We start from the raw sequence: 16,777 nt of genomic DNA, 5'->3' as shown, positions 1-16,777 counted from the left end.
GGTTCGAAAGCATCCATTCAGGCGTCGCCCCGGCGCCGGTCGGTTTTCATGCGGAATGAAAGTGAAGGTTTTTGGATCGGTGCTCAGGCATTCAGTTCCTTGAGGCGGTAATGTGAAGAATTTTCCAGCGGTGCCCGCCGAGAGCGGGTCGAAGGGGAAGCACGTGACGGGCGAAATGGCAGCGCGGGATGCGCAGTTGCATACGGCCGCGCTCGACGCAGCGTCCGAGGCCCTTTCTGCCGCGATCATGATCTACGACCGCAACGACGAGCTGATCTATGCGAGCCGCCAGCTCGCGGGCTACGTGCCAGTCTCTTCGCAGTTCCTCTCTCCCGGTACGCGGCTTCGCGAATTTCTCGGTGCCGCCTACGACGCCGGAATGCATTGCTGCACCCCGGCAGGCGGCACGGTGATCGGCAGCCGCGACGAATGGATCGCCGAGAGCATTGCCGCCCACTGGCGAGAACGGCTGGATTACCAGACGCGCGACAGTCAGCGCGGCTGGACGAAGGTATCGATGCGTCGTCTCTCCTCCGGTCACGGCCTCTGCGTCATCACCGACATATCCGAGCAGAAAAAACGCGAGGAGCAGTGGCTTGCAGATGTCGAACGCGTGCAACTCACCGAGGAAATCCTCGATAATCTGCCCCATCCCGTCTTCGTGCAGGACCGCAACCTGACGATTGTCGCGGTCAACCGCGCGTTCTGTGCGCTGTTCGGCGCCGGAACGGACGTCCTGCTCGGCAATTCACTATCCAGCCTTTTCGACGCGGTCCTTGCCGCGAACCTGGGGAACACCACCCGCCATGTCCTCGAAACCGGCGTACCGTCGATGGTCTCGATGACGGTTCCGCAGCCGGCCGGGCAGGTGGTGCTCGCCGTGCGTAGCCAGCGCGTTGGCAAGCCGGGCCGCTATTTTGTCGTTACCAGCCTTGATCATCCCGCTGACATGACCCTCACCGCCGAACAGTCGGCGGGGGCAATTGCCTTCGGACCGGACCAACAGGTCGCGGGCAGCGACGAGCCGGTCGACGGACCGGCCATCCCGTTCGACCTCTCGGGACGCCGCGTCCTGGTGGTGACTGCCGACGGGGGCTTTGCCGAAACCGGATTGAAGACACTGACCGATCTCGGCCTCGACGCATGTTCCGTTCAGGATGCGGATGAGGAGGAAGCGTTTCTCAGCGTCGCAAAAACGGCTGGAGTGGCAATCGACCTCGTCGTCGTGGACGCCGAGATGGACATGCGGTGTCTGGAACTCGCACGCCAGTACGGCGTGGACGCCTTGCCGATCGACCGCTTTCGGATCTCGGGGGAACTCGCCGAGCTGGCCGTCGAACGTCTGAGCCACGGCCCCTCCGTCGAGGAGGACGACGACTGGGAGATAACCACCGGCGACGCCGTGCCGATGAGCAGCGATCCGCTGGTCCTGGTCGCGGAGGACAATGCGATCAACCAGATCGTCTTTGCCCAGATACTCGAAGGGCTCGGCTTCCGGTTCATCATAGCGTCGGACGGCGAGGAGACCGTTCGCCTCTGGCAGGAACTCGAGCCGCAGATCGTGCTGATGGACGTGACCCTGCCGGGGATTTCGGGATACGACGCCTGCCGGCGTATCCGCGATCTCGGCCGGTCATCCGGCCGGACGACGCCGGTGATCGGTGTCCTTGCCCACGCCTTCGAACGCGACCGGGAAGACTGCCTCTCGGCGGGGATGGATGACATCCTGCAGAAGCCTCTGAGCTCCGAAGCGATCGAGGCGATCTTCCAGCGCTTCATCCCCGGCTACATCGCGTTTTCGCCGGCCTGAGCCGACGTCAAGCCCCCAAAGTTGGGGAGGTGGGACCGCCCAAGATCGCGAAAATGCTATTATTTTTTTAATCATTCACCGACATCCTGACGGCCGTAACAAGAGGTTCTCAGGATATCGTCGATGCCGCCGGCCGATCCGACATTGCCGCAGGTAAGCCAGAACGAGCTTCAGGCGATGGCCTACACCGACCAGCTCACCGGGCTCGGTAACCGCTATCGTTTGCGCGACAAGGTGCGGATGCTCGCAGCCGAACGTGCCGACGACCCGGCGCCCTTTACCGTTGCCCTCGTCAACCTCGACGGTTTCAAGCCCATCAACGACCTGTTCGGGACGGTGGCCGGCGACGAAATCCTCTGTCAGGCGGCCCATCGTCTGAAAGCCTGCATACCCGACGGTGCGACCGTGACCCGGCACGACGGCGACGAGTTCGCGGTCGTGCTCCCGCTGATTTTCGAGCGAGTGGCCGCCGAACGCGTCGGACAGATGATAAAGGACGTGCTGTCTGCGCCCTACGATCTCGGCGATCGCAACGTGCGGCTTTCGGCCTCGCTCGGCTTTGCCATCTATCCTTTCGCCGGTGCCGATTTCGAGGAGCTGATGAAGAGCGCCGAGACCGCGCTCTACCGCTCCAAGCGGCGGGGCCGCGGCCAGATCACGGTCTATTCGAGCGAAATCGCGCAGGAGATGCGCAGATCTACCCAGCTTGAGCAGGCGCTGCGCAACGCCATCATTTCAGACAACGTCGATGTCCATTTCCAGCCGATCGTCAACCTTGCCGATGGCCGGGTGAAGGGGTTCGAAGCGCTCGCGCGCTGGATCGATCCCGATCTCGGTTTCGTCTCGCCGGCGGTCTTCGTGCCGCTTGCGGAGGAACGCGGCTTCATCGACATGCTTTCCGAGACGCTGCTGCGCAAGGCCGCGGAGGCGACGCTCGCCTGGCCGCGCGACCTCTTCCTCTCCTTCAACCTGTCTTCTGCACAGCTGATGGACCCGCGCACGACCTACAATACGCTCTCGATCCTCAACAGCGTCGGCTTCGATCCGCGCCGGCTGGAGCTCGAGATCACCGAAACGGCGGTGATGACCTCCGCCGACACGGCCGCACGCATCATCAACGAGCTGCGGGAGCTCGGTATCCGCATATCGCTCGATGACTTCGGCACCGGGCAGTCGAGCCTCGGGCGACTCCGCGATTTCACCTTCGACAAGGTAAAGATCGACAGGGCCTTCGTTTCCGCGATCATGACGGACCGCACCTCCGAACACATCATCAAGGCGATCGTCACCATGTGCGAAGGCCTGGACCTCGCAGTCGTGGCTGAAGGCATTGAGACGGCCGCCGAGGCGAAGAAGCTGCGTGATCTCGGTTGCGGCATGGGGCAGGGTTACTACTTCGGAAAGCCGATGGATCAGGCGGCGACCCTGCGCTACCTCCACGACCACTATCATGAGTTCGCGATGCTGGATCGCGAGCGGCTCGGAGCAACCGGGCCGCGTGTCGACCACGACACCTGACCCCCTCCTGCAGACACGCCGAAGGGCGGCGTTGCCGCCGCCCTTGCGAACCTGACACGTCGCTCGTTCCGGGATCAGTTGTTGTCCGTCGACGAGGTAGTGGTGTTGTCGGTCGGGGTCATCGTGGTGTCGCTCGCCGACTTCTGGTCATCCAGCGTCTGGAACTCCGGTGCCGCCTTCAGGGCGTCTGCGGTTTCCATCGTCGTCAGCTTGAGATCGTTGGAGTCGGCTTCATGGGTGATCGTGATCTTGTCCATGGGGACCGCCACGTCCTTTTCGCCGATCCCGAGGAACCCGCCGACACCGACGACGGCAGCGACGATGCCGCCCTTTTCTTCGATGATCAGGTCGTTGATGTCACCGATGCTCTCGTTCTCGCCGTTGTAGATCGGCTGACCGATGAACTCGTTGGCGCTGACCTGGGTCTCGGTCTGCTTGGTCAGATATTCACCGGTTGCGCCGGTATTGGCCGCACTGGTGTTCGGCGCCGGTGTGGTCGTCGTCGCAGCCGGCGGGGTGGCGGCACCCGGATCAGCCGGGGTCTGCATGCCCGGCGTTGCCGGGACGGCCGGCGTGGTCGCATCCTGCGCGAAGGCCAGAGGTGCCATTGCCGAAGAACCCAGCAGCAGTGCCGCGGCCGCAATGTTCAGGGACTTCTTCATGTCGAACCTACCTTTCTCACTGTTGGACTGTGACGCGATCCCGATTTCGGTGCCGCGCCGGTTCGAGTGAAAAATGCATAGGGGAAACAATCGTTCCCGAAAAAGGCGGCAGCATTTCTTTTGCCTGCCAGGGAACAAAGGGCGCCCGCGGGAGTGTACGGGCGCCCGCGCATTCCTCAGAGACGGAAGAGCGGTTCGTGGCGTCCGGCGACCGTGATGCCCAGATCGAAGGTCGTTCCGGAGAGCGGGTCTTCGGCACGGCCTGCCGCGTCCAGTCCCTCGTGGCAGGAGGTGACCAGCAGTCGATCCGCCGCCTTCCCGAAGAAGGCGGGGCAAGTGACGCGGCGTGTCGGCATTTCGTAACGCGCGAGATGCGTTCCGTCCGGGGCGTAGCGATCGACGCAGGCACCGTCCCAGCGGGCGTTCCAGATCGTGCCTTCATTGTCGCAGACAGATCCGTCGAAGACATCCCGCATTGACGTGCCGTCGACCAGCACGCTCGCAGGTCCGACCGGCAGGCCGGTTGCCGAGTCGAGTGGGATACGCATCAGGTGGTTGACCTTCGAATCGGTGTAGTAGCCGACTGCTCCGTCCGGCGAGAAGCAGATGGCGTTCGGTATGCCGATCCTGTCGATGATCCGCGTCACCGTCGTGCCGGCGACGTGATAGATCGCCCCGGCCTCCGGCTCGGCCTTCTTGCTCATCGTGCCGATCCACAGTGCACCGGAGGGATGCACGCGACCATCGTTGGAGCGGTTTCCGGGCTTCTCCGGCTCCAGTTCAGCGTGACGCGTCAGCGTGCCCGTGACGACGTCGCGGAGAAAGAGCCCTTCGTCGGAAGCGATGAGCTGTCGCTTCTCGTCGACGAGTGCCAGGACGCTGCCCATGAAGGGAAGTGTGTGGGAACGGCGTTCGCCGGTTTCCGGGTCGTATTCCCAGAGTCGCTTGCCGAGAATGTCGAACCACCACGCCCGCCCGTGCAGGTAGTCCCAGACGGGACCTTCGCCCAGCTCGTGGCACTCGTCGCAGAGGACTTTGCCCTGGAAAGGATGGGTCTCGGTCACGTTGCTGTTCCTCCGTAGTTGCTGTTGCATGATCGCTTGGACTGCATGCGGCGTTTGTTGGTTTCTAAAACGGTTTGCTACAAAAATTGGTCGCCCGCGCTGGACGGGCGATGCCTTCTGCGCTTATTGTGCACGCGGGGGACAGTCAATCGACATCGCACTGCCTGCCGCGGGAACTCTTCCGCCGTCCGCCAAATCGTAGTCGTTCAATTCTGCATGGCGTTGGAATGGGTGTAAGACTGGCCGCGGGGGTAGACGCGTTTCCCAAGGCAAATTTTTGATAAGCGTCAATATGTTCGGCACTGGGGTGCAGAACCTGGAGTTTCGTGGGGAGCTCTGAACTCGGATTTTGCCGTGTTGTGGGGGTGAGGATCGGCTTCCGGCCGGGTCCTCCTGTTTCGTGCTCGAAGAAAACAAATGATGACGACATTGGAATCCGTTGCGAGAGCGGAAAGGGTTGCCGGCTTTGTCAGTGAACTGACGGGCTTCAAGGCTCAGTTCGATCTCTTCCGTTTCATGAGACGCCTCACCGAGAGCTACGGTGCGCGCGCCTTCATGGTCATGAACATGCCCGGGGCGACATCGCTCGACATCGCCAACAACTCCATCATAACCAACTGGCCGGCCGATCTGATCAACGAATACGACCAGGTTCCCCTTCTCGCGACGAGCCCGATCATGCGGCGGTTGCGCAATTCGTCGGCTCCGTTCAGCTTCGACATCGACAGCGTCGTGCGCGAACGTGACGCCCGCACCACCGGCGTCGCAAAATCGCTCTTCGAGCGTTTCCGTATGACCCGCGGTGCCTATTTTCCAGTGCACGACGCGCATGGTGCGCGCGGTGCCATTTCCTTTTTGGGCGACCGGGTGCCGTTTTCCTCCCAAGAGATGATGGAGCTCACCTATCTCTCCGTCCACGTCTTCAACCGGCTGACGGAAATCCGGGATCTCGACAATCGCGCGACCGGGGCGCTGACCGATCGCGAGATAGACTGCCTGAACTGGACTGCGGCCGGAAAGACCAGCGTCGAGATTGCCGAGATTCTCAATCTCTCCGAGCACACGATCAATCACTACCTGAACCGGGCGACGAAGAAGCTCGACACGGTGAACCGCACGCAGGCTGTCGCCCGGGCGCTCCGGCTCGGCCTGATCAAGTAGCCGCCAAGGTGCCGTCCGTGCCGGCAAATTGTGCAAAGCATAATCGAGCGGCCGAAATTTTGGGCGCTGCACACCAGTCGCCGGCGCACGCTTCGGTCACTTTGCCTGAGCGCGCGCGATTCCGGCCTTCTTTCTTGATCTGGCACGCCATATGCATTGAAGCGACAGGTCCAGAGGGGACTGAAAAGGCGCTCGCCAAGAGGCGTCTTTGAAAGGCGAAAGCCGCCGGTTCGTGGAAGCAGCGCCGAAGAAGAGCGCGCCGATCGTTCCGGCGGCTTTTCCGTGTCGACGGGGGCGGGTTCCCTCGTTGAACATGACCGCGAGCCGCGTCGCTCCGTCGCGGTTTTACCTGTTTTGCGCAGTTTACGGTTGGCGACGGGCAATCGCTCGACTATCTACGCAGAAATCAAGTTAAAGCGAGGCAGGCATGGCTGGGTTCACGCGCGAACAGGTTCTTGAAACGCTGAAGTCGGTCCGCGGACCGGGTTTCGATCGCAACATCGTCGATCTCGGCATGGTGTCGGACATCTTCATTTCTGACGGAAAAGTCTACTTTTCGATCACGGTCCCGGCCGACCGTGCCCAGGAACTCGAGCCGTTGCGCCTCGCCGCCGAGAGAGCCGTGAAGGCGATGCCGGGTGTCAAGGGCGCGCTGGTCAGCCTTACGGCCGAACGCAAGGCCGGATCTGCACCTCCGGCACCCCCGCAGGGCACGGGCCATGCCCATCATGCGCACGGACAGGCCCAGCCGCAGCGTCCGGCCAAGGCCGGCATTCCGGGCATCAAGGCGATCGTGGCGGTTGCCTCCGGCAAGGGGGGCGTCGGCAAGTCTACCACCGCGGTCAACCTGGCACTCGGGCTCAAGGCGAACGGCCTTTCGGTCGGTATTCTCGATGCCGACGTCTACGGCCCATCGATGCCGCGGCTTCTCGGCATTACCGGCAAGCCGAAGCAGATCGACGGCCGGACGATCGTGCCGATGGAGAATTACGGTCTCAAGGCGATGTCGATGGGTTTCCTCGTCGATGAGGGAACGGCGATGATCTGGCGCGGCCCGATGGTCCAGTCGGCGCTGATGCAGATGCTGCGCGAGGTCGCCTGGGGCGAGCTCGACGTTCTCGTCGTCGACATGCCGCCGGGCACCGGCGACGCCCAGCTGACCATGGCCCAGCAGGTGCCGCTGTCCGGCGCGGTGATCGTCTCGACGCCGCAGGATCTCGCGCTGATCGACGCACGCAAGGGCCTCAACATGTTCAACAAGGTCGAGGTGCCGGTGCTCGGCATCGTCGAGAACATGAGCTATTTCATCGCGCCCGATACCGGCGCCCGCTACGATATCTTCGGACACGGCGGTGCCAAGGCGGAGGCGGAAAAGATCGGGGTGCCGTTCCTCGGCGAAGTGCCGCTGACGATCGAGATTCGCGAGACGTCGGATGCCGGCACGCCGGTGGTCGTGTCCCACCCCGACGGCCCGCAGGCCAAGGTCTATCGTGATATCGCCGAGAAGGTCTGGCAGCAGGTCGGCGCGCGCGCCGGACGGCAGGCGCCGTCGATCGTCTTCGAATAGGAGACCGCACAGGCTCCGGCGCGGGCGTCAGCTAAACGCTGCCGCCGCCCCGGGGGGAGAAAGGGCGGCGGCAGGGTGCCAAGATCGCTATTTCTCGATCGCGATCTTGCGCTCCTTGGGAGCTGAACCGGGTTTCTTCGGCATAGTGACGGTCAGGACACCCTTGTCGAACGTCGCGTTGACCGCGGCCTCGTCCACGCTGGCGGGCAGGCTCATCGAACGCTGAAAGCTGCCGTAGCGCCGTTCGATCAGACGGTAGTCGTCCTTCTCGTCTTTCTTTTCGAATTTCTTTTCGCCCTTGAGCGTCAGGACACCGTTCTGAATGGAGAGGTCGATGTCACTTTCGGAAATGCCCGGCAGTTCCGCCGTGAGCGTGATTGCCGTGTCGTTCTCGGCAACGTCGATCGACGGCGCCATGAAGCCCTCGCCCTTTTCGGTGGCTTTCAGGAGGTTACTCCGACCGAAGAAGCCGTCGAATACCTTGTCCATTTCCTTGCGGAAATCGGCGAAGGGATTGTCCGACCAGAGACTTGGAAGAGAACCAGAAGACTTGTCGTTCATTGCATCCTCCTTTGGCTTTTCATCCATGGAAAGAATACTACAAAACGTATTTCAGCGAACCTTGATATAGGTCAAGCTGGAATAAGACCGCAGGTGCTGGACGGAAGAAACCTGCCGCCAAGGGCACCTATCCCACGGCGTGGCCGGACAAAACATGGCTCTTGCCATCCGGGGGGCAGTTGTGATTGTCTCCGCCGTCGGAGCGGCCCGACCCTCCGGAGCTGAAAGGCGTCTCGATTGATCAGAGCGTGCCGCAACCGCGGAGATGCGGAAATTATCCTGCCGGGCAATGCGCCGCAGAGCCTCGATCCCGACATTCTCTGGCTCGACCTGGTCAATCCCGACCGCGAGGAGGAGTTGCTGGTCGAGGGACTGCTCGGCATTCCCTTGCCGACCCGGGACGAGCTGAAGGACATCGAACCGTCGAGCCGACTCTACGTGGAGGAAGGCGGCGTTTACATGACGGCGTCGCTGGTCTGGAAGGTCGAAACAGGCCTCCCTGAGCTCACGGACGTGGCATTCATCCTCTCCGGCAACCGGCTCGTTACGATCCGCTATGCCGAGCCGAAATCCTTTGTGCTGTTCACCTCTGCCCTGCATCGCACGGGGGTCCGTTACCGCACCGGCGCCGAGTTCATGGCGCGTCTCCTCGAGACGATCGCCGACCGCACGGCCGAGATCCTCGAAGTCACCGTCGCACGGATCGACGCCCTTGCCGCGGACGTCTTCGTCGACCAGAAGACCGCGAAACGCCGACCGCCGCGCTACCTCGAGGACAAGCTGATCGATATCGCCGGCCACCAGCGCCTCGTCAGCAAGACCCGCGACAGCCTCGTCTCGCTTTCGCGTCTCGTCTCGTTCTTCCGGGCGCTTCCCCTGATGCGCCATGACCAGGAGGCTGGCGAGCTCCTGCGGATCGTCAGCCGCGACGTCCAGTCGCTGTCCGAGCACGCGGCGTTCGTATCGAGCAACATCACCTTCATGCTCGATGCGTCGCTTGGGCTCATCAATGTCGAACAGAATGCCATCATCAAGATCTTCTCGATCGCGTCGGTCGTCTTCCTCCCGCCGACCCTCGTCGCATCCGTCTACGGGATGAACTTTCAATTCATGCCCGAACTGAGCTGGAACTACGGCTATGCTCTCGCACTTATGCTGATGCTGCTGTCGGCCGTCATTCCGTTCCTGTTTTTCCGCTGGAAAGGCTGGCTCTGAAGAGCCTGGATCAAAACATGCCTGATACCCATTCGGCTCTGCCCGCTGAGGGCAAGGACTTGCGTCGCCTCCTCGGCCTTGCGATCGGTTCCGTCGGCGTCGTCTACGGCGACATCGGCACCAGTCCGCTCTATGCATTCCGTGAGGCGCTGAAGCCCGTCAGCCACGACGGAATCACGCGTGTGGAGATCATCGGCATCATCTCGCTGATGATCTGGGCTCTGACCATCATCGTCACGCTGAAATACGTACTGTTCCTCCTGCGGGCCGACAACGACGGCGAAGGCGGCACGCTGTCGCTGCTTGCCCTGTTGATGAAACATGCCGGACGCCATACGACCGTGCTTATGTTTCTCGGGCTGGTCGGTGCCGCTCTCTTCCTCGGCGACGCGATGATCACGCCGGCGCTCTCGGTTCTCTCCGCCGTCGAAGGCCTGAAGCTCGCCGTGCCGCAGTCCGCGGATTACATCGTTCTCATCTCCGTCGGCATTCTCTTCGGCCTATTCACCGTTCAGTCTCACGGTACGGGCGTCGTGGCGAAATTCTTCGGGCCGATCACCGTACTGTGGTTCATCGCCATGGCGCTCGGAGGGCTTCTGCATATCTCCGACGATCTCGGTATCTTCGCCGCCTTCAACCCCTGGTACGCCGTCAGCTTCCTCTGGCGGGAGCAATTCCTGGGAGTCGTCGTGCTGGGGGCGGTGTTCCTGACGGTCACCGGGGCGGAAGCGCTTTATGCCGACCTCGGCCATTTCGGCCGCAAGCCGATCCAGCTCGCCTGGTTCGTGCTCGTCTTCCCGGCGCTGGTGCTCAATTATCTGGGGCAGGGGGCGCTGGTGCTCAAGCATCCCGAGACGGCATCCGACCCCTTCTTCCTCATGTTCCCCGACTGGGCGCTGCTGCCGATGGTGATCCTCGCGACGGCTGCGACCATCATTGCCAGCCAGGCGGTGATCACCGGTGCCTTCTCGCTCGTGCGCCAGGCGATCCACCTCGGCTTCCTGCCGCGGATGCAGATCCTCTTCACTTCGGAAACGCACACCGGCCAGATCTATCTGCCGTCCGTCAATGCCGTGCTTCTGATCGGCGTGCTCGGCCTCGTCCTGCTCTTCGAGAGCTCAGAGGCACTTGCCACCGCCTATGGTATTTCCGTGACCGGCGCGATGGTCGTGACGACGATCATGGCCTTCGAATTCGTTCGCATCCGCTGGAACTGGTCGCGGGTGGTCGCCACCATTGTCCTGCTGCCGCTGCTCTGCCTGGAACTGGTCTTCCTCGGCGCCAACATGTTCAAGATCCACGACGGCGGCTATGTGCCGGTGCTGTTTGCGACCGGCTTCACCGTCGTCATGTGGACCTGGCGGCGCGGCACCGCGATCCTCTTCGCCAAGACCCGCCACAGCGACGTGCCGCTCCTGCCCTTCGTCGCCTCGCTCGAGAAGAGCGAACATCCGCCCGTCGCCGTCGCTGGCACTGCGGTCTTCCTGACCAGCGATCCGGAGACCGCGCCTGCGGCACTTCTCCATAACCTGAAGCACAACCACGTGCTGCACGAGCGCAACATCATTCTGACGATCAAGACGGTGAGCCGTCCGCGGGCAGGCGAGGCCGAGCGCTTCCTGGTGGAACCGATCTCGGATCGCTTCTCGCGCGTGGAAATCCGCTTCGGCTTCATGGAGACCCAGAACGTTTCCAAGGCGCTGGCGAGCCTTCGTCGCGGTGGGCTGAAGTTCGACATCATGTCGACCTCCTTCTATCTCGGCCGCCGCAAGCTGGTGCCGGATGCGAAGTCGGGGATGCCTTACTGGCAGGACAGGCTCTATATCGCGCTCGCCAATGTCGCCGCCGACCCTTCGGACTATTTCCGCCTGCCGGCGAACCGGGTGGTCGAGCTCGGCGCGCACGTCATCATCTGAGATTTTCCGCAGCATCGCAGCTTCGCGACAGGCGAAAGCCGGCATTGGCCCGGCTTTCGCGTCGATGTCGCACGCCCCCGGCCCGGCCATTAACCGATCATCAAGGTTAACATGAGAGGTTTTTCTAATGTAAACCGATGTTGCGTATGGAGTTCCGGTCTTGCGTGCCACAAGCCAGATTCGCCACAAAGCCGCTTTCCGCTTCGAAAAATGGAAATCGCCCGCCGTGCTGGGCTTCGTTGCCTGGCTGATCTTTCCCTCCGTGGCTGCAAGGGCCGACCTCGCGGGGCTCATCGCTGGAACCGATTTCGGCGGCAGCCAGTGGCGGATGGTGCTGACGGCTTCGCCTGCAGGTTCGATCCACCAGGCGGAGCTGAGTTTCGGCGAGGCGCCGCAGGTCGCGTCGATCGCCTCCGACGCCGGCATCCTTCTCCCCGACGGACGCAAGATCGCTCTCGATGACGGCACGAAGGTGACGGAAGCACTTCCCGACGAAGCGCGGGTGACCCGCGGCCTGAAGAAGGGACGCATCGTCGCCGTGGAGCCGATGCTGCCGCCGAAGGCGTTCACGGCCGGGTCCATCCTCCAGCGCACGAGTTTCCTGTTTTCCCCGAAGGAGGTCCCGGGAGACCTCACCGCCTTTGCCCGCGCCAAGCCGAAGAAGGTCGATCTCGCGAGCTTCTACTTCAAGAAGGAGCCAAAGACTGATCTGGCCGTGCCGTCGATGCTCGCCGATCTCGTCACCAACCGTAACGCCGACGTGCTTGCGACCGCCTATGCGCCCGCCGAGCCCGACTTCGCGCGCGTTTCGCCATTCGACGCCATTCTCGCGGAAAAACAGCAGGCCGGACGTTTCCGGCCGGAGATCGGTCCCGACGATCACGCCTGGGCCGCCTCGGTGCTGCCGCCGGAGGTCTTCTCCGCACGCGAACAGCAATGCCTCGCCTCCGGCATCTATTTCGAGGCGCGCGGCGAGTCGGTGAAGGGACAGGCGGCGGTCGCTCAGGTGATCCTGAACCGCGTGCGCAATCCGGCTTATCCCGACACCATCTGCGGCGTCGTCTATCAAAATGAGGACTGGCGCAACCGCTGCCAGTTTTCCTTTGCCTGCGACAATATCCGTGACCGGGTGAACTCCAAGTATCACTGGAAGGTCGCACGCGAGGTCGCCATGGCCGTGACGGCCGGCAAGATCTGGCTGCCGGAGGTGGGATCGGCCACCCATTATCACGCCCTTTACGTCCGCCCGGCCTGGGCAAAGACGATGAAGAAGGTCGGACGCATCGGTCTCCATGTCTTCTACCGCACCTATGGCGGCGGGTGGAGCTGAGCCCTCAAAGATGCGGGCGCTCCGGCCTGCCGTTGCGCGATTCCCGGCCGGATTGGCGGGCGGATTCGTCGCGTTCAACTTAAGTATATGATTTTCCGACGTTAATTTGTGGTGAAACAAGCGTAGTCAGTGCCTTGACTATGTGAACACCTAAAATTATGGTGCGCGCGACTTCAAAACGGGTCGGAAGGGTATAAATCCCACCGTTTCTACATTCGTGACAGGCCCGAAACGGCCTGCTGAGGCTGAAATGGAGGCGAGGAAACCATGACTGACAACCGCGGAGAGGGTTTGGAAGAGCGTCGCAAGCGCCTGGCTGCCGAACTGGCGGAGAGGAAGCAGGAAGCGGGGATCGAAGAGGCTGCAGAGAAGAGCGCCGAGCAGAGCCGCAAGGGGTATGCTCAGGCGATGAAACTCTCCAGCGAGTTCATTTCCGCGATCGTCGTCGGTGCACTTCTCGGCTATCTCTTCGACCGTTTTGTCGGCACGGCACCGTGGGGCATGATCGTACTGCTGCTGCTCGGTTTCTGTGCCGGTGTGCTGAACGTCCTTCGTTCGGCGGGCATGGTTTCGACGCCGCATCCGGCGGACCGTGCCGCGCAGGCGAAAAACGAGCGTCAGGACGGCGACAGCCGTTCGGATCAAAGGTAAGGAAATGCCCGTCAACGGCGGGCCAGAGCGAAAGAGACCCGAAGGTGTCAAACGATCCGACCCATCAGTTCCTGGTTCAGAAGATTGTACCGATCGAGATCGGCGGGATTGACTTTTCCTTTACCAATTCTTCGCTGTTCATGGTTGCGACGGTCGCTGCCGCGTCCGGCTTCCTTTACTTCTCGACTTCGAGCCGCGGCCTGATCCCGACCCGCATGCAGTCGGTCGCCGAAATGTCCTACGAGTTCATCGCCTCGATGCTGAGGGAGGGCGCCGGCAGCCACGGCATGAAGTTCTTCCCCATGGTCTTCTCGCTGTTCATGTTCGTGCTGACCGCGAACCTGCTCGGCATGATGCCCTACTTCTTCACCGTGACGAGTCAAATCATCGTGACCTTCGCGCTCGCGATCTTCGTCATCGGCACCGTGTTGGTCTACGGCTTCTACAAGCACGGCCTGCACTTCCTCAATCTTTTCGTCCCGAGCGGTGTGCCGGGTGCGCTTCTTCCGCTGGTCGTGGCGATCGAAATCATCTCGTTCCTGTCCCGCCCGATTTCGCTTTCCGTGCGTCTGTTCGCCAACATGCTGGCAGGCCACATCACGCTCAAGGTGTTCGCAGGCTTCGTCGCCTCGCTCGGAACCCTTGGCGCCCTTGGCATCGGTGGCGCCGTCCTGCCGCTGATCATGACCGTCGCGTTGACCGGTCTCGAGTTCCTCGTCGCCTTCCTGCAGGCTTACGTCTTTGCGGTGCTGACTTGCATGTACCTCAACGACGCAATTCACCCGGGCGGGCACTAAGGATAACCACATTGGTGCTCTCGGGCGCCAGTCATTCGCCGCAACAACCCATTCGAAGGAGTTCATTCATGGAAGCGGAAGCAGCAAAGTTCATCGGCGCAGGTTTGGCTTGCTTTGGCATGGCCGGCACGGCTCTGGGCCTCGGCAACATCTTCGGCAACTACCTGTCCGGCGCGCTGCGTAACCCGTCTGCCGCTGACAGCCAGTTCGGCCGTCTGGTATTCGGCTTCGCCGTTACGGAAGCTCTGGGCATCTTCTCGCTGCTCATCGCTCTCCTCCTCCTGTTCGCCGTCTGATATCGGCTGAGGTACGGGATCACGGCACGCCCTGTGGCGGCCGTGATCCTTCGCATTCGCAGTACACCTGGAGGTGAGCATGTTTGTGACCCCCGCCTATGCCGAGGAAGCGCCGGCAGAGGGACAGACCCAAACGGAGACCGGCGTCGCCCCTCAGACGGGTGAACTCCACACGGAGACTGGCGTCCCCTCCGAAGCGGGCCACGGCGGTGGCGTTTTCCCGCCATTCGACCAGACCACCTATCCGTCACAGCTTCTGTGGCTGGTGATCACGTTCGGCCTTTTCTACATGCTCATGCAGAAGGTCATCGTGCCGCGCGTCGGCGGCATCCTGGAAAACCGGCATGACCGGATCGCCCAGGATCTCGACGAGGCTGCCCGCCTGAAGTCCGAGGCCGATGCGGCCATCGAGACCTACGAACGGGAACTCAGCGCTGCGAAGGCAAAAGCCGGACAGATTGCATCCGAAGCTCGAGATGCCGCCAAGGCCAAGGCCGATGCCGAACGGACCGCCATCGAGGCGGAACTCGCCGGCAAGGTCGCAGCCGCCGAAGCCCGGATCGCCGACATCAAGGCGAAGGCCTTCGCCGAAGTCGACGCCATTGCCGGCGACACGGTGACTGCCATCGTCGACAAGCTGATCGGTGCCAAGGTCGCCAAGACCGACGTCAAGTCGGCCGTCGCGTCCCTGACCGGCAAGCAGGAGGGCTGATCCCATGCAATTCGACGCAACATTCTTCGCTTTCGTCGGCCTCGTCCTCTTCCTCGCCCTGGTGATCTACCTCAAGGTTCCGGGCATGGTCACCAAGTCGCTCGACGAACGGGCCGACAAGATCCGTGACGAACTGGCCGAAGCCAAGCGCCTGCGCGAAGAGGCCCAGCACGTGCTGGCCGAATACCAGCGCAAGCGCAAGGAAGCCGAAGCCGAAGCCGCGGGCATCGTCGCCGCCGCCGAGCGCGAGGCTGCCATGCTGACCGCCGAGGCCAAGCAGAAGACCGAAGAGTTCGTGGCGCGCCGCAACGCGCTCTCCGAACAGAAGATCAAGCAGGCCGAGACGGACGCGATCAACGCCGTCCGCGCCGCAGCCGTCGATCTCGCGGTCGCAGCGGCCGAGACGATCATCGTCAAGAAGGCCGACGCCGCCGTTCAGGACGATCTGATCAAGAGCGCCCTTGGCGAGGTCAAGGCCCGCCTGCAGTAAGGCGACCAGACAAGACATCGAGAAAGCCGGGCTTTGTCCCGGCTTTTTTTTGCGTGAATTTCAATGGAGGACATCGCGGTTCGGGCCGCGCCGCGCCCGGAGTTCCCCGGTGTTCAGAGAGCGATCTCGACCTCGAGCTCGTTCTCCTCGTCGCCGTCGACGCGGAACGGCCGGAAACTCATCCGGTGCAGAAGGCAGGGGCCGTGGAGCGCGATCGCCATGCGGTGCTTCTCTGTGCCATAGCCCGCATGGGCCTCGAAGCCGTAATGGGGAAATACGCTTGCAGCGCGCGCCATCATGCGGTCGCGGGTGACCTTCGCGACGATCGACGCCGCGGCGATCGAGAAGGAGCGGGCATCGCCCTTGACGACGGCCTTGCCTCGGCAGGAAAGCCCGTCGGGTACGTCGCGTCCGTCCGTCAGCACGAAGCCGGCCGGCAGCGCGAGCCCCGCGACGGCCCGCCGCATCGCATCGAGGCTCGCCTTGCGGATGTCGCGGCTGTCGATGTGGCGTGCACAGGACGAGGCGACGGAGACGGTTGCGCAGGAGAGGATCGTCTCGAACAGCGTCTCCCGCTGTACGGCGGTCAGCTTCTTGGAATCGTTGAGGCCGGGTGGAATGTTGGCCGGATCGAGGATCACCGCCGCGGCCACGACCGGTCCGGCCAGCGGTCCGCGGCCCGCCTCGTCGGTTCCGGCGATCCCGGAATAGCCCTCACGGACGGCCAACCGTTCCAGCTCGAAATCGGGTCCGGCTGGCAGGTTGGCGAAAAGGCCTGGAGAATCGGGCGGCGTGCGACGCTTCATGGCGGCAGTGATCGCACGCCGACCCGACTTCCTGCAAGTCCCCGGCCCGGATAAGGGACACTATGTCCCGCATCCGGTGCGGCTCCGGGGACTTATCCGGCGCGTGGGGATAGGGGGGCAACCCGCGCCGGAAAGCAAATGGCTGGCCCCAGGCGACGCGGAGGCGGCGTCGTCCGGGGCAGGGCACGGCGAGAAAAGCTTCCCGCCACGCCGGACTCTGT

At 62.7% G+C, this 16,777-nt stretch carries 16 protein-coding genes; 12 read left to right on the top strand and 4 right to left on the bottom strand.

The features are described 5' to 3' along the window. Window positions 1–163: 163 nt before the first annotated feature. Window positions 164–1,810, top strand: a complete 1,647-nt coding sequence (locus H4I97_RS13180) for a response regulator (RefSeq protein WP_244658649.1) — start codon at window positions 164–166, stop codon at window positions 1,808–1,810. Window positions 1,811–1,933: 123 nt separating this feature from the next. Then, window positions 1,934–3,328: a putative bifunctional diguanylate cyclase/phosphodiesterase gene (locus H4I97_RS13175; protein WP_182305125.1), complete on the top strand. Its 1,395-nt coding sequence runs from the start codon at window positions 1,934–1,936 to the stop codon at window positions 3,326–3,328. 74 nt (window positions 3,329–3,402) lie between these two features. Here H4I97_RS13175 and H4I97_RS13170 read toward each other — a convergent pair whose 3' ends face one another. Then, complete coding sequence (locus H4I97_RS13170; protein WP_182305124.1) at window positions 3,403–3,990, bottom strand: PRC-barrel domain-containing protein; 588 nt, start codon at window positions 3,988–3,990, stop codon at window positions 3,403–3,405. A 176-nt stretch (window positions 3,991–4,166) separates the two neighbouring features. Continuing rightward, window positions 4,167–5,054 carry an SMP-30/gluconolactonase/LRE family protein gene (locus tag H4I97_RS13165; protein ID WP_244658648.1) on the bottom strand — a complete coding sequence of 296 codons (888 nt, stop codon included), beginning with the start codon at window positions 5,052–5,054 and terminating at the stop codon, window positions 4,167–4,169. A 417-nt stretch (window positions 5,055–5,471) separates the two neighbouring features. On the opposite strand from H4I97_RS13165, the gene H4I97_RS13160 reads away from it, so the two are divergent. Then, a complete protein-coding gene (locus tag H4I97_RS13160) occupies window positions 5,472–6,215 on the top strand; it encodes a LuxR family transcriptional regulator (protein WP_378143234.1) in 744 nt (247 codons plus the stop codon). A 427-nt stretch (window positions 6,216–6,642) separates the two neighbouring features. Then, the gene (apbC, locus tag H4I97_RS13155; RefSeq protein WP_182305121.1) at window positions 6,643–7,782 is read left to right on the top strand and encodes an iron-sulfur cluster carrier protein ApbC; all 1,140 of its coding nucleotides are present in this window, start codon (window positions 6,643–6,645) and stop codon (window positions 7,780–7,782) included. A gap of 87 nt (window positions 7,783–7,869) precedes the next feature. Here apbC and H4I97_RS13150 read toward each other — a convergent pair whose 3' ends face one another. Next, a complete protein-coding gene (locus tag H4I97_RS13150; protein ID WP_182305120.1) occupies window positions 7,870–8,343 on the bottom strand; it encodes an Hsp20/alpha crystallin family protein in 474 nt (157 codons plus the stop codon). 240 nt (window positions 8,344–8,583) lie between these two features. Here H4I97_RS13150 and H4I97_RS13145 point away from each other — a divergent pair, with 240 nt between their 5' ends. The 8 genes from H4I97_RS13145 to H4I97_RS13110 all read left to right on the top strand — a co-directional run bounded on the left by H4I97_RS13145 (window position 8,584) and on the right by H4I97_RS13110 (window position 15,750). Further along, on the top strand, window positions 8,584–9,558 hold the full coding sequence (locus tag H4I97_RS13145) for a magnesium transporter CorA family protein (protein WP_378143252.1): 975 nt from the start codon (window positions 8,584–8,586) through the stop codon (window positions 9,556–9,558). A gap of 17 nt (window positions 9,559–9,575) precedes the next feature. Next, window positions 9,576–11,474 (top strand): potassium transporter Kup, encoded by a 1,899-nt coding sequence (locus H4I97_RS13140; protein ID WP_182305118.1) that lies wholly within the window; start codon window positions 9,576–9,578, stop codon window positions 11,472–11,474. Between the two features lie 160 nt (window positions 11,475–11,634). Then, window positions 11,635–12,804 (top strand): cell wall hydrolase, encoded by a 1,170-nt coding sequence (locus H4I97_RS13135; RefSeq protein WP_244658647.1) that lies wholly within the window; start codon window positions 11,635–11,637, stop codon window positions 12,802–12,804. Between the two features lie 267 nt (window positions 12,805–13,071). Further along, a complete protein-coding gene (locus H4I97_RS13130; protein ID WP_182305117.1) occupies window positions 13,072–13,455 on the top strand; it encodes an AtpZ/AtpI family protein in 384 nt (127 codons plus the stop codon). Between the two features lie 44 nt (window positions 13,456–13,499). Continuing rightward, window positions 13,500–14,252 (top strand): F0F1 ATP synthase subunit A, encoded by a 753-nt coding sequence (locus tag H4I97_RS13125; RefSeq protein WP_129334490.1) that lies wholly within the window; start codon window positions 13,500–13,502, stop codon window positions 14,250–14,252. 68 nt (window positions 14,253–14,320) lie between these two features. Beyond that, on the top strand, window positions 14,321–14,548 hold the full coding sequence (locus H4I97_RS13120) for a F0F1 ATP synthase subunit C (RefSeq protein WP_046796018.1): 228 nt from the start codon (window positions 14,321–14,323) through the stop codon (window positions 14,546–14,548). A gap of 79 nt (window positions 14,549–14,627) precedes the next feature. Then, entirely contained in the window at window positions 14,628–15,260 is a 633-nt protein-coding gene (locus H4I97_RS13115) for a F0F1 ATP synthase subunit B (RefSeq protein WP_182305116.1), read from the top strand. Between the two features lie 4 nt (window positions 15,261–15,264). After that, entirely contained in the window at window positions 15,265–15,750 is a 486-nt protein-coding gene (locus tag H4I97_RS13110; protein ID WP_182305115.1) for a F0F1 ATP synthase subunit B, read from the top strand. A 113-nt stretch (window positions 15,751–15,863) separates the two neighbouring features. Here the strand turns inward: H4I97_RS13110 and H4I97_RS13105 are convergent, their stop codons facing one another. Further along, window positions 15,864–16,556 (bottom strand): ribonuclease HII, encoded by a 693-nt coding sequence (locus tag H4I97_RS13105; protein ID WP_182305114.1) that lies wholly within the window; start codon window positions 16,554–16,556, stop codon window positions 15,864–15,866. Window positions 16,557–16,777: the final 221 nt, after the last annotated feature.

Source organism: Ciceribacter thiooxidans (genome assembly GCF_014126615.1).
Classification (GTDB): Bacteria; Pseudomonadota; Alphaproteobacteria; order Rhizobiales; family Rhizobiaceae; genus Allorhizobium; species Allorhizobium thiooxidans.
This window is presented reverse-complemented; position numbering and strand designations above follow the sequence as displayed.

Excerpts from the sequence above, each read along its gene's own strand:
- H4I97_RS13110 (WP_182305115.1), top strand. The coding sequence starts at position 15,265 with ATGCAATTCGACGCAACATTCTTCGCTTTCGTCGGCCTCGTCCTCTTC.
- H4I97_RS13130 (WP_182305117.1), top strand. The coding sequence starts at position 13,072 with ATGACTGACAACCGCGGAGAGGGTTTGGAAGAGCGTCGCAAGCGCCTG.
- H4I97_RS13150 (WP_182305120.1), bottom strand. The coding sequence starts at position 8,343 with ATGAACGACAAGTCTTCTGGTTCTCTTCCAAGTCTCTGGTCGGACAAT.
- apbC (WP_182305121.1), top strand. The coding sequence starts at position 6,643 with ATGGCTGGGTTCACGCGCGAACAGGTTCTTGAAACGCTGAAGTCGGTC.
- H4I97_RS13115 (WP_182305116.1), top strand. The coding sequence starts at position 14,628 with ATGTTTGTGACCCCCGCCTATGCCGAGGAAGCGCCGGCAGAGGGACAG.
- H4I97_RS13140 (WP_182305118.1), top strand. The coding sequence starts at position 9,576 with ATGCCTGATACCCATTCGGCTCTGCCCGCTGAGGGCAAGGACTTGCGT.
- H4I97_RS13160 (WP_378143234.1), top strand. The coding sequence starts at position 5,472 with ATGATGACGACATTGGAATCCGTTGCGAGAGCGGAAAGGGTTGCCGGC.
- H4I97_RS13105 (WP_182305114.1), bottom strand. The coding sequence starts at position 16,556 with ATGAAGCGTCGCACGCCGCCCGATTCTCCAGGCCTTTTCGCCAACCTG.
- H4I97_RS13120 (WP_046796018.1), top strand. The coding sequence starts at position 14,321 with ATGGAAGCGGAAGCAGCAAAGTTCATCGGCGCAGGTTTGGCTTGCTTT.
- H4I97_RS13175 (WP_182305125.1), top strand. The coding sequence starts at position 1,934 with ATGCCGCCGGCCGATCCGACATTGCCGCAGGTAAGCCAGAACGAGCTT.
- H4I97_RS13170 (WP_182305124.1), bottom strand. The coding sequence starts at position 3,990 with ATGAAGAAGTCCCTGAACATTGCGGCCGCGGCACTGCTGCTGGGTTCT.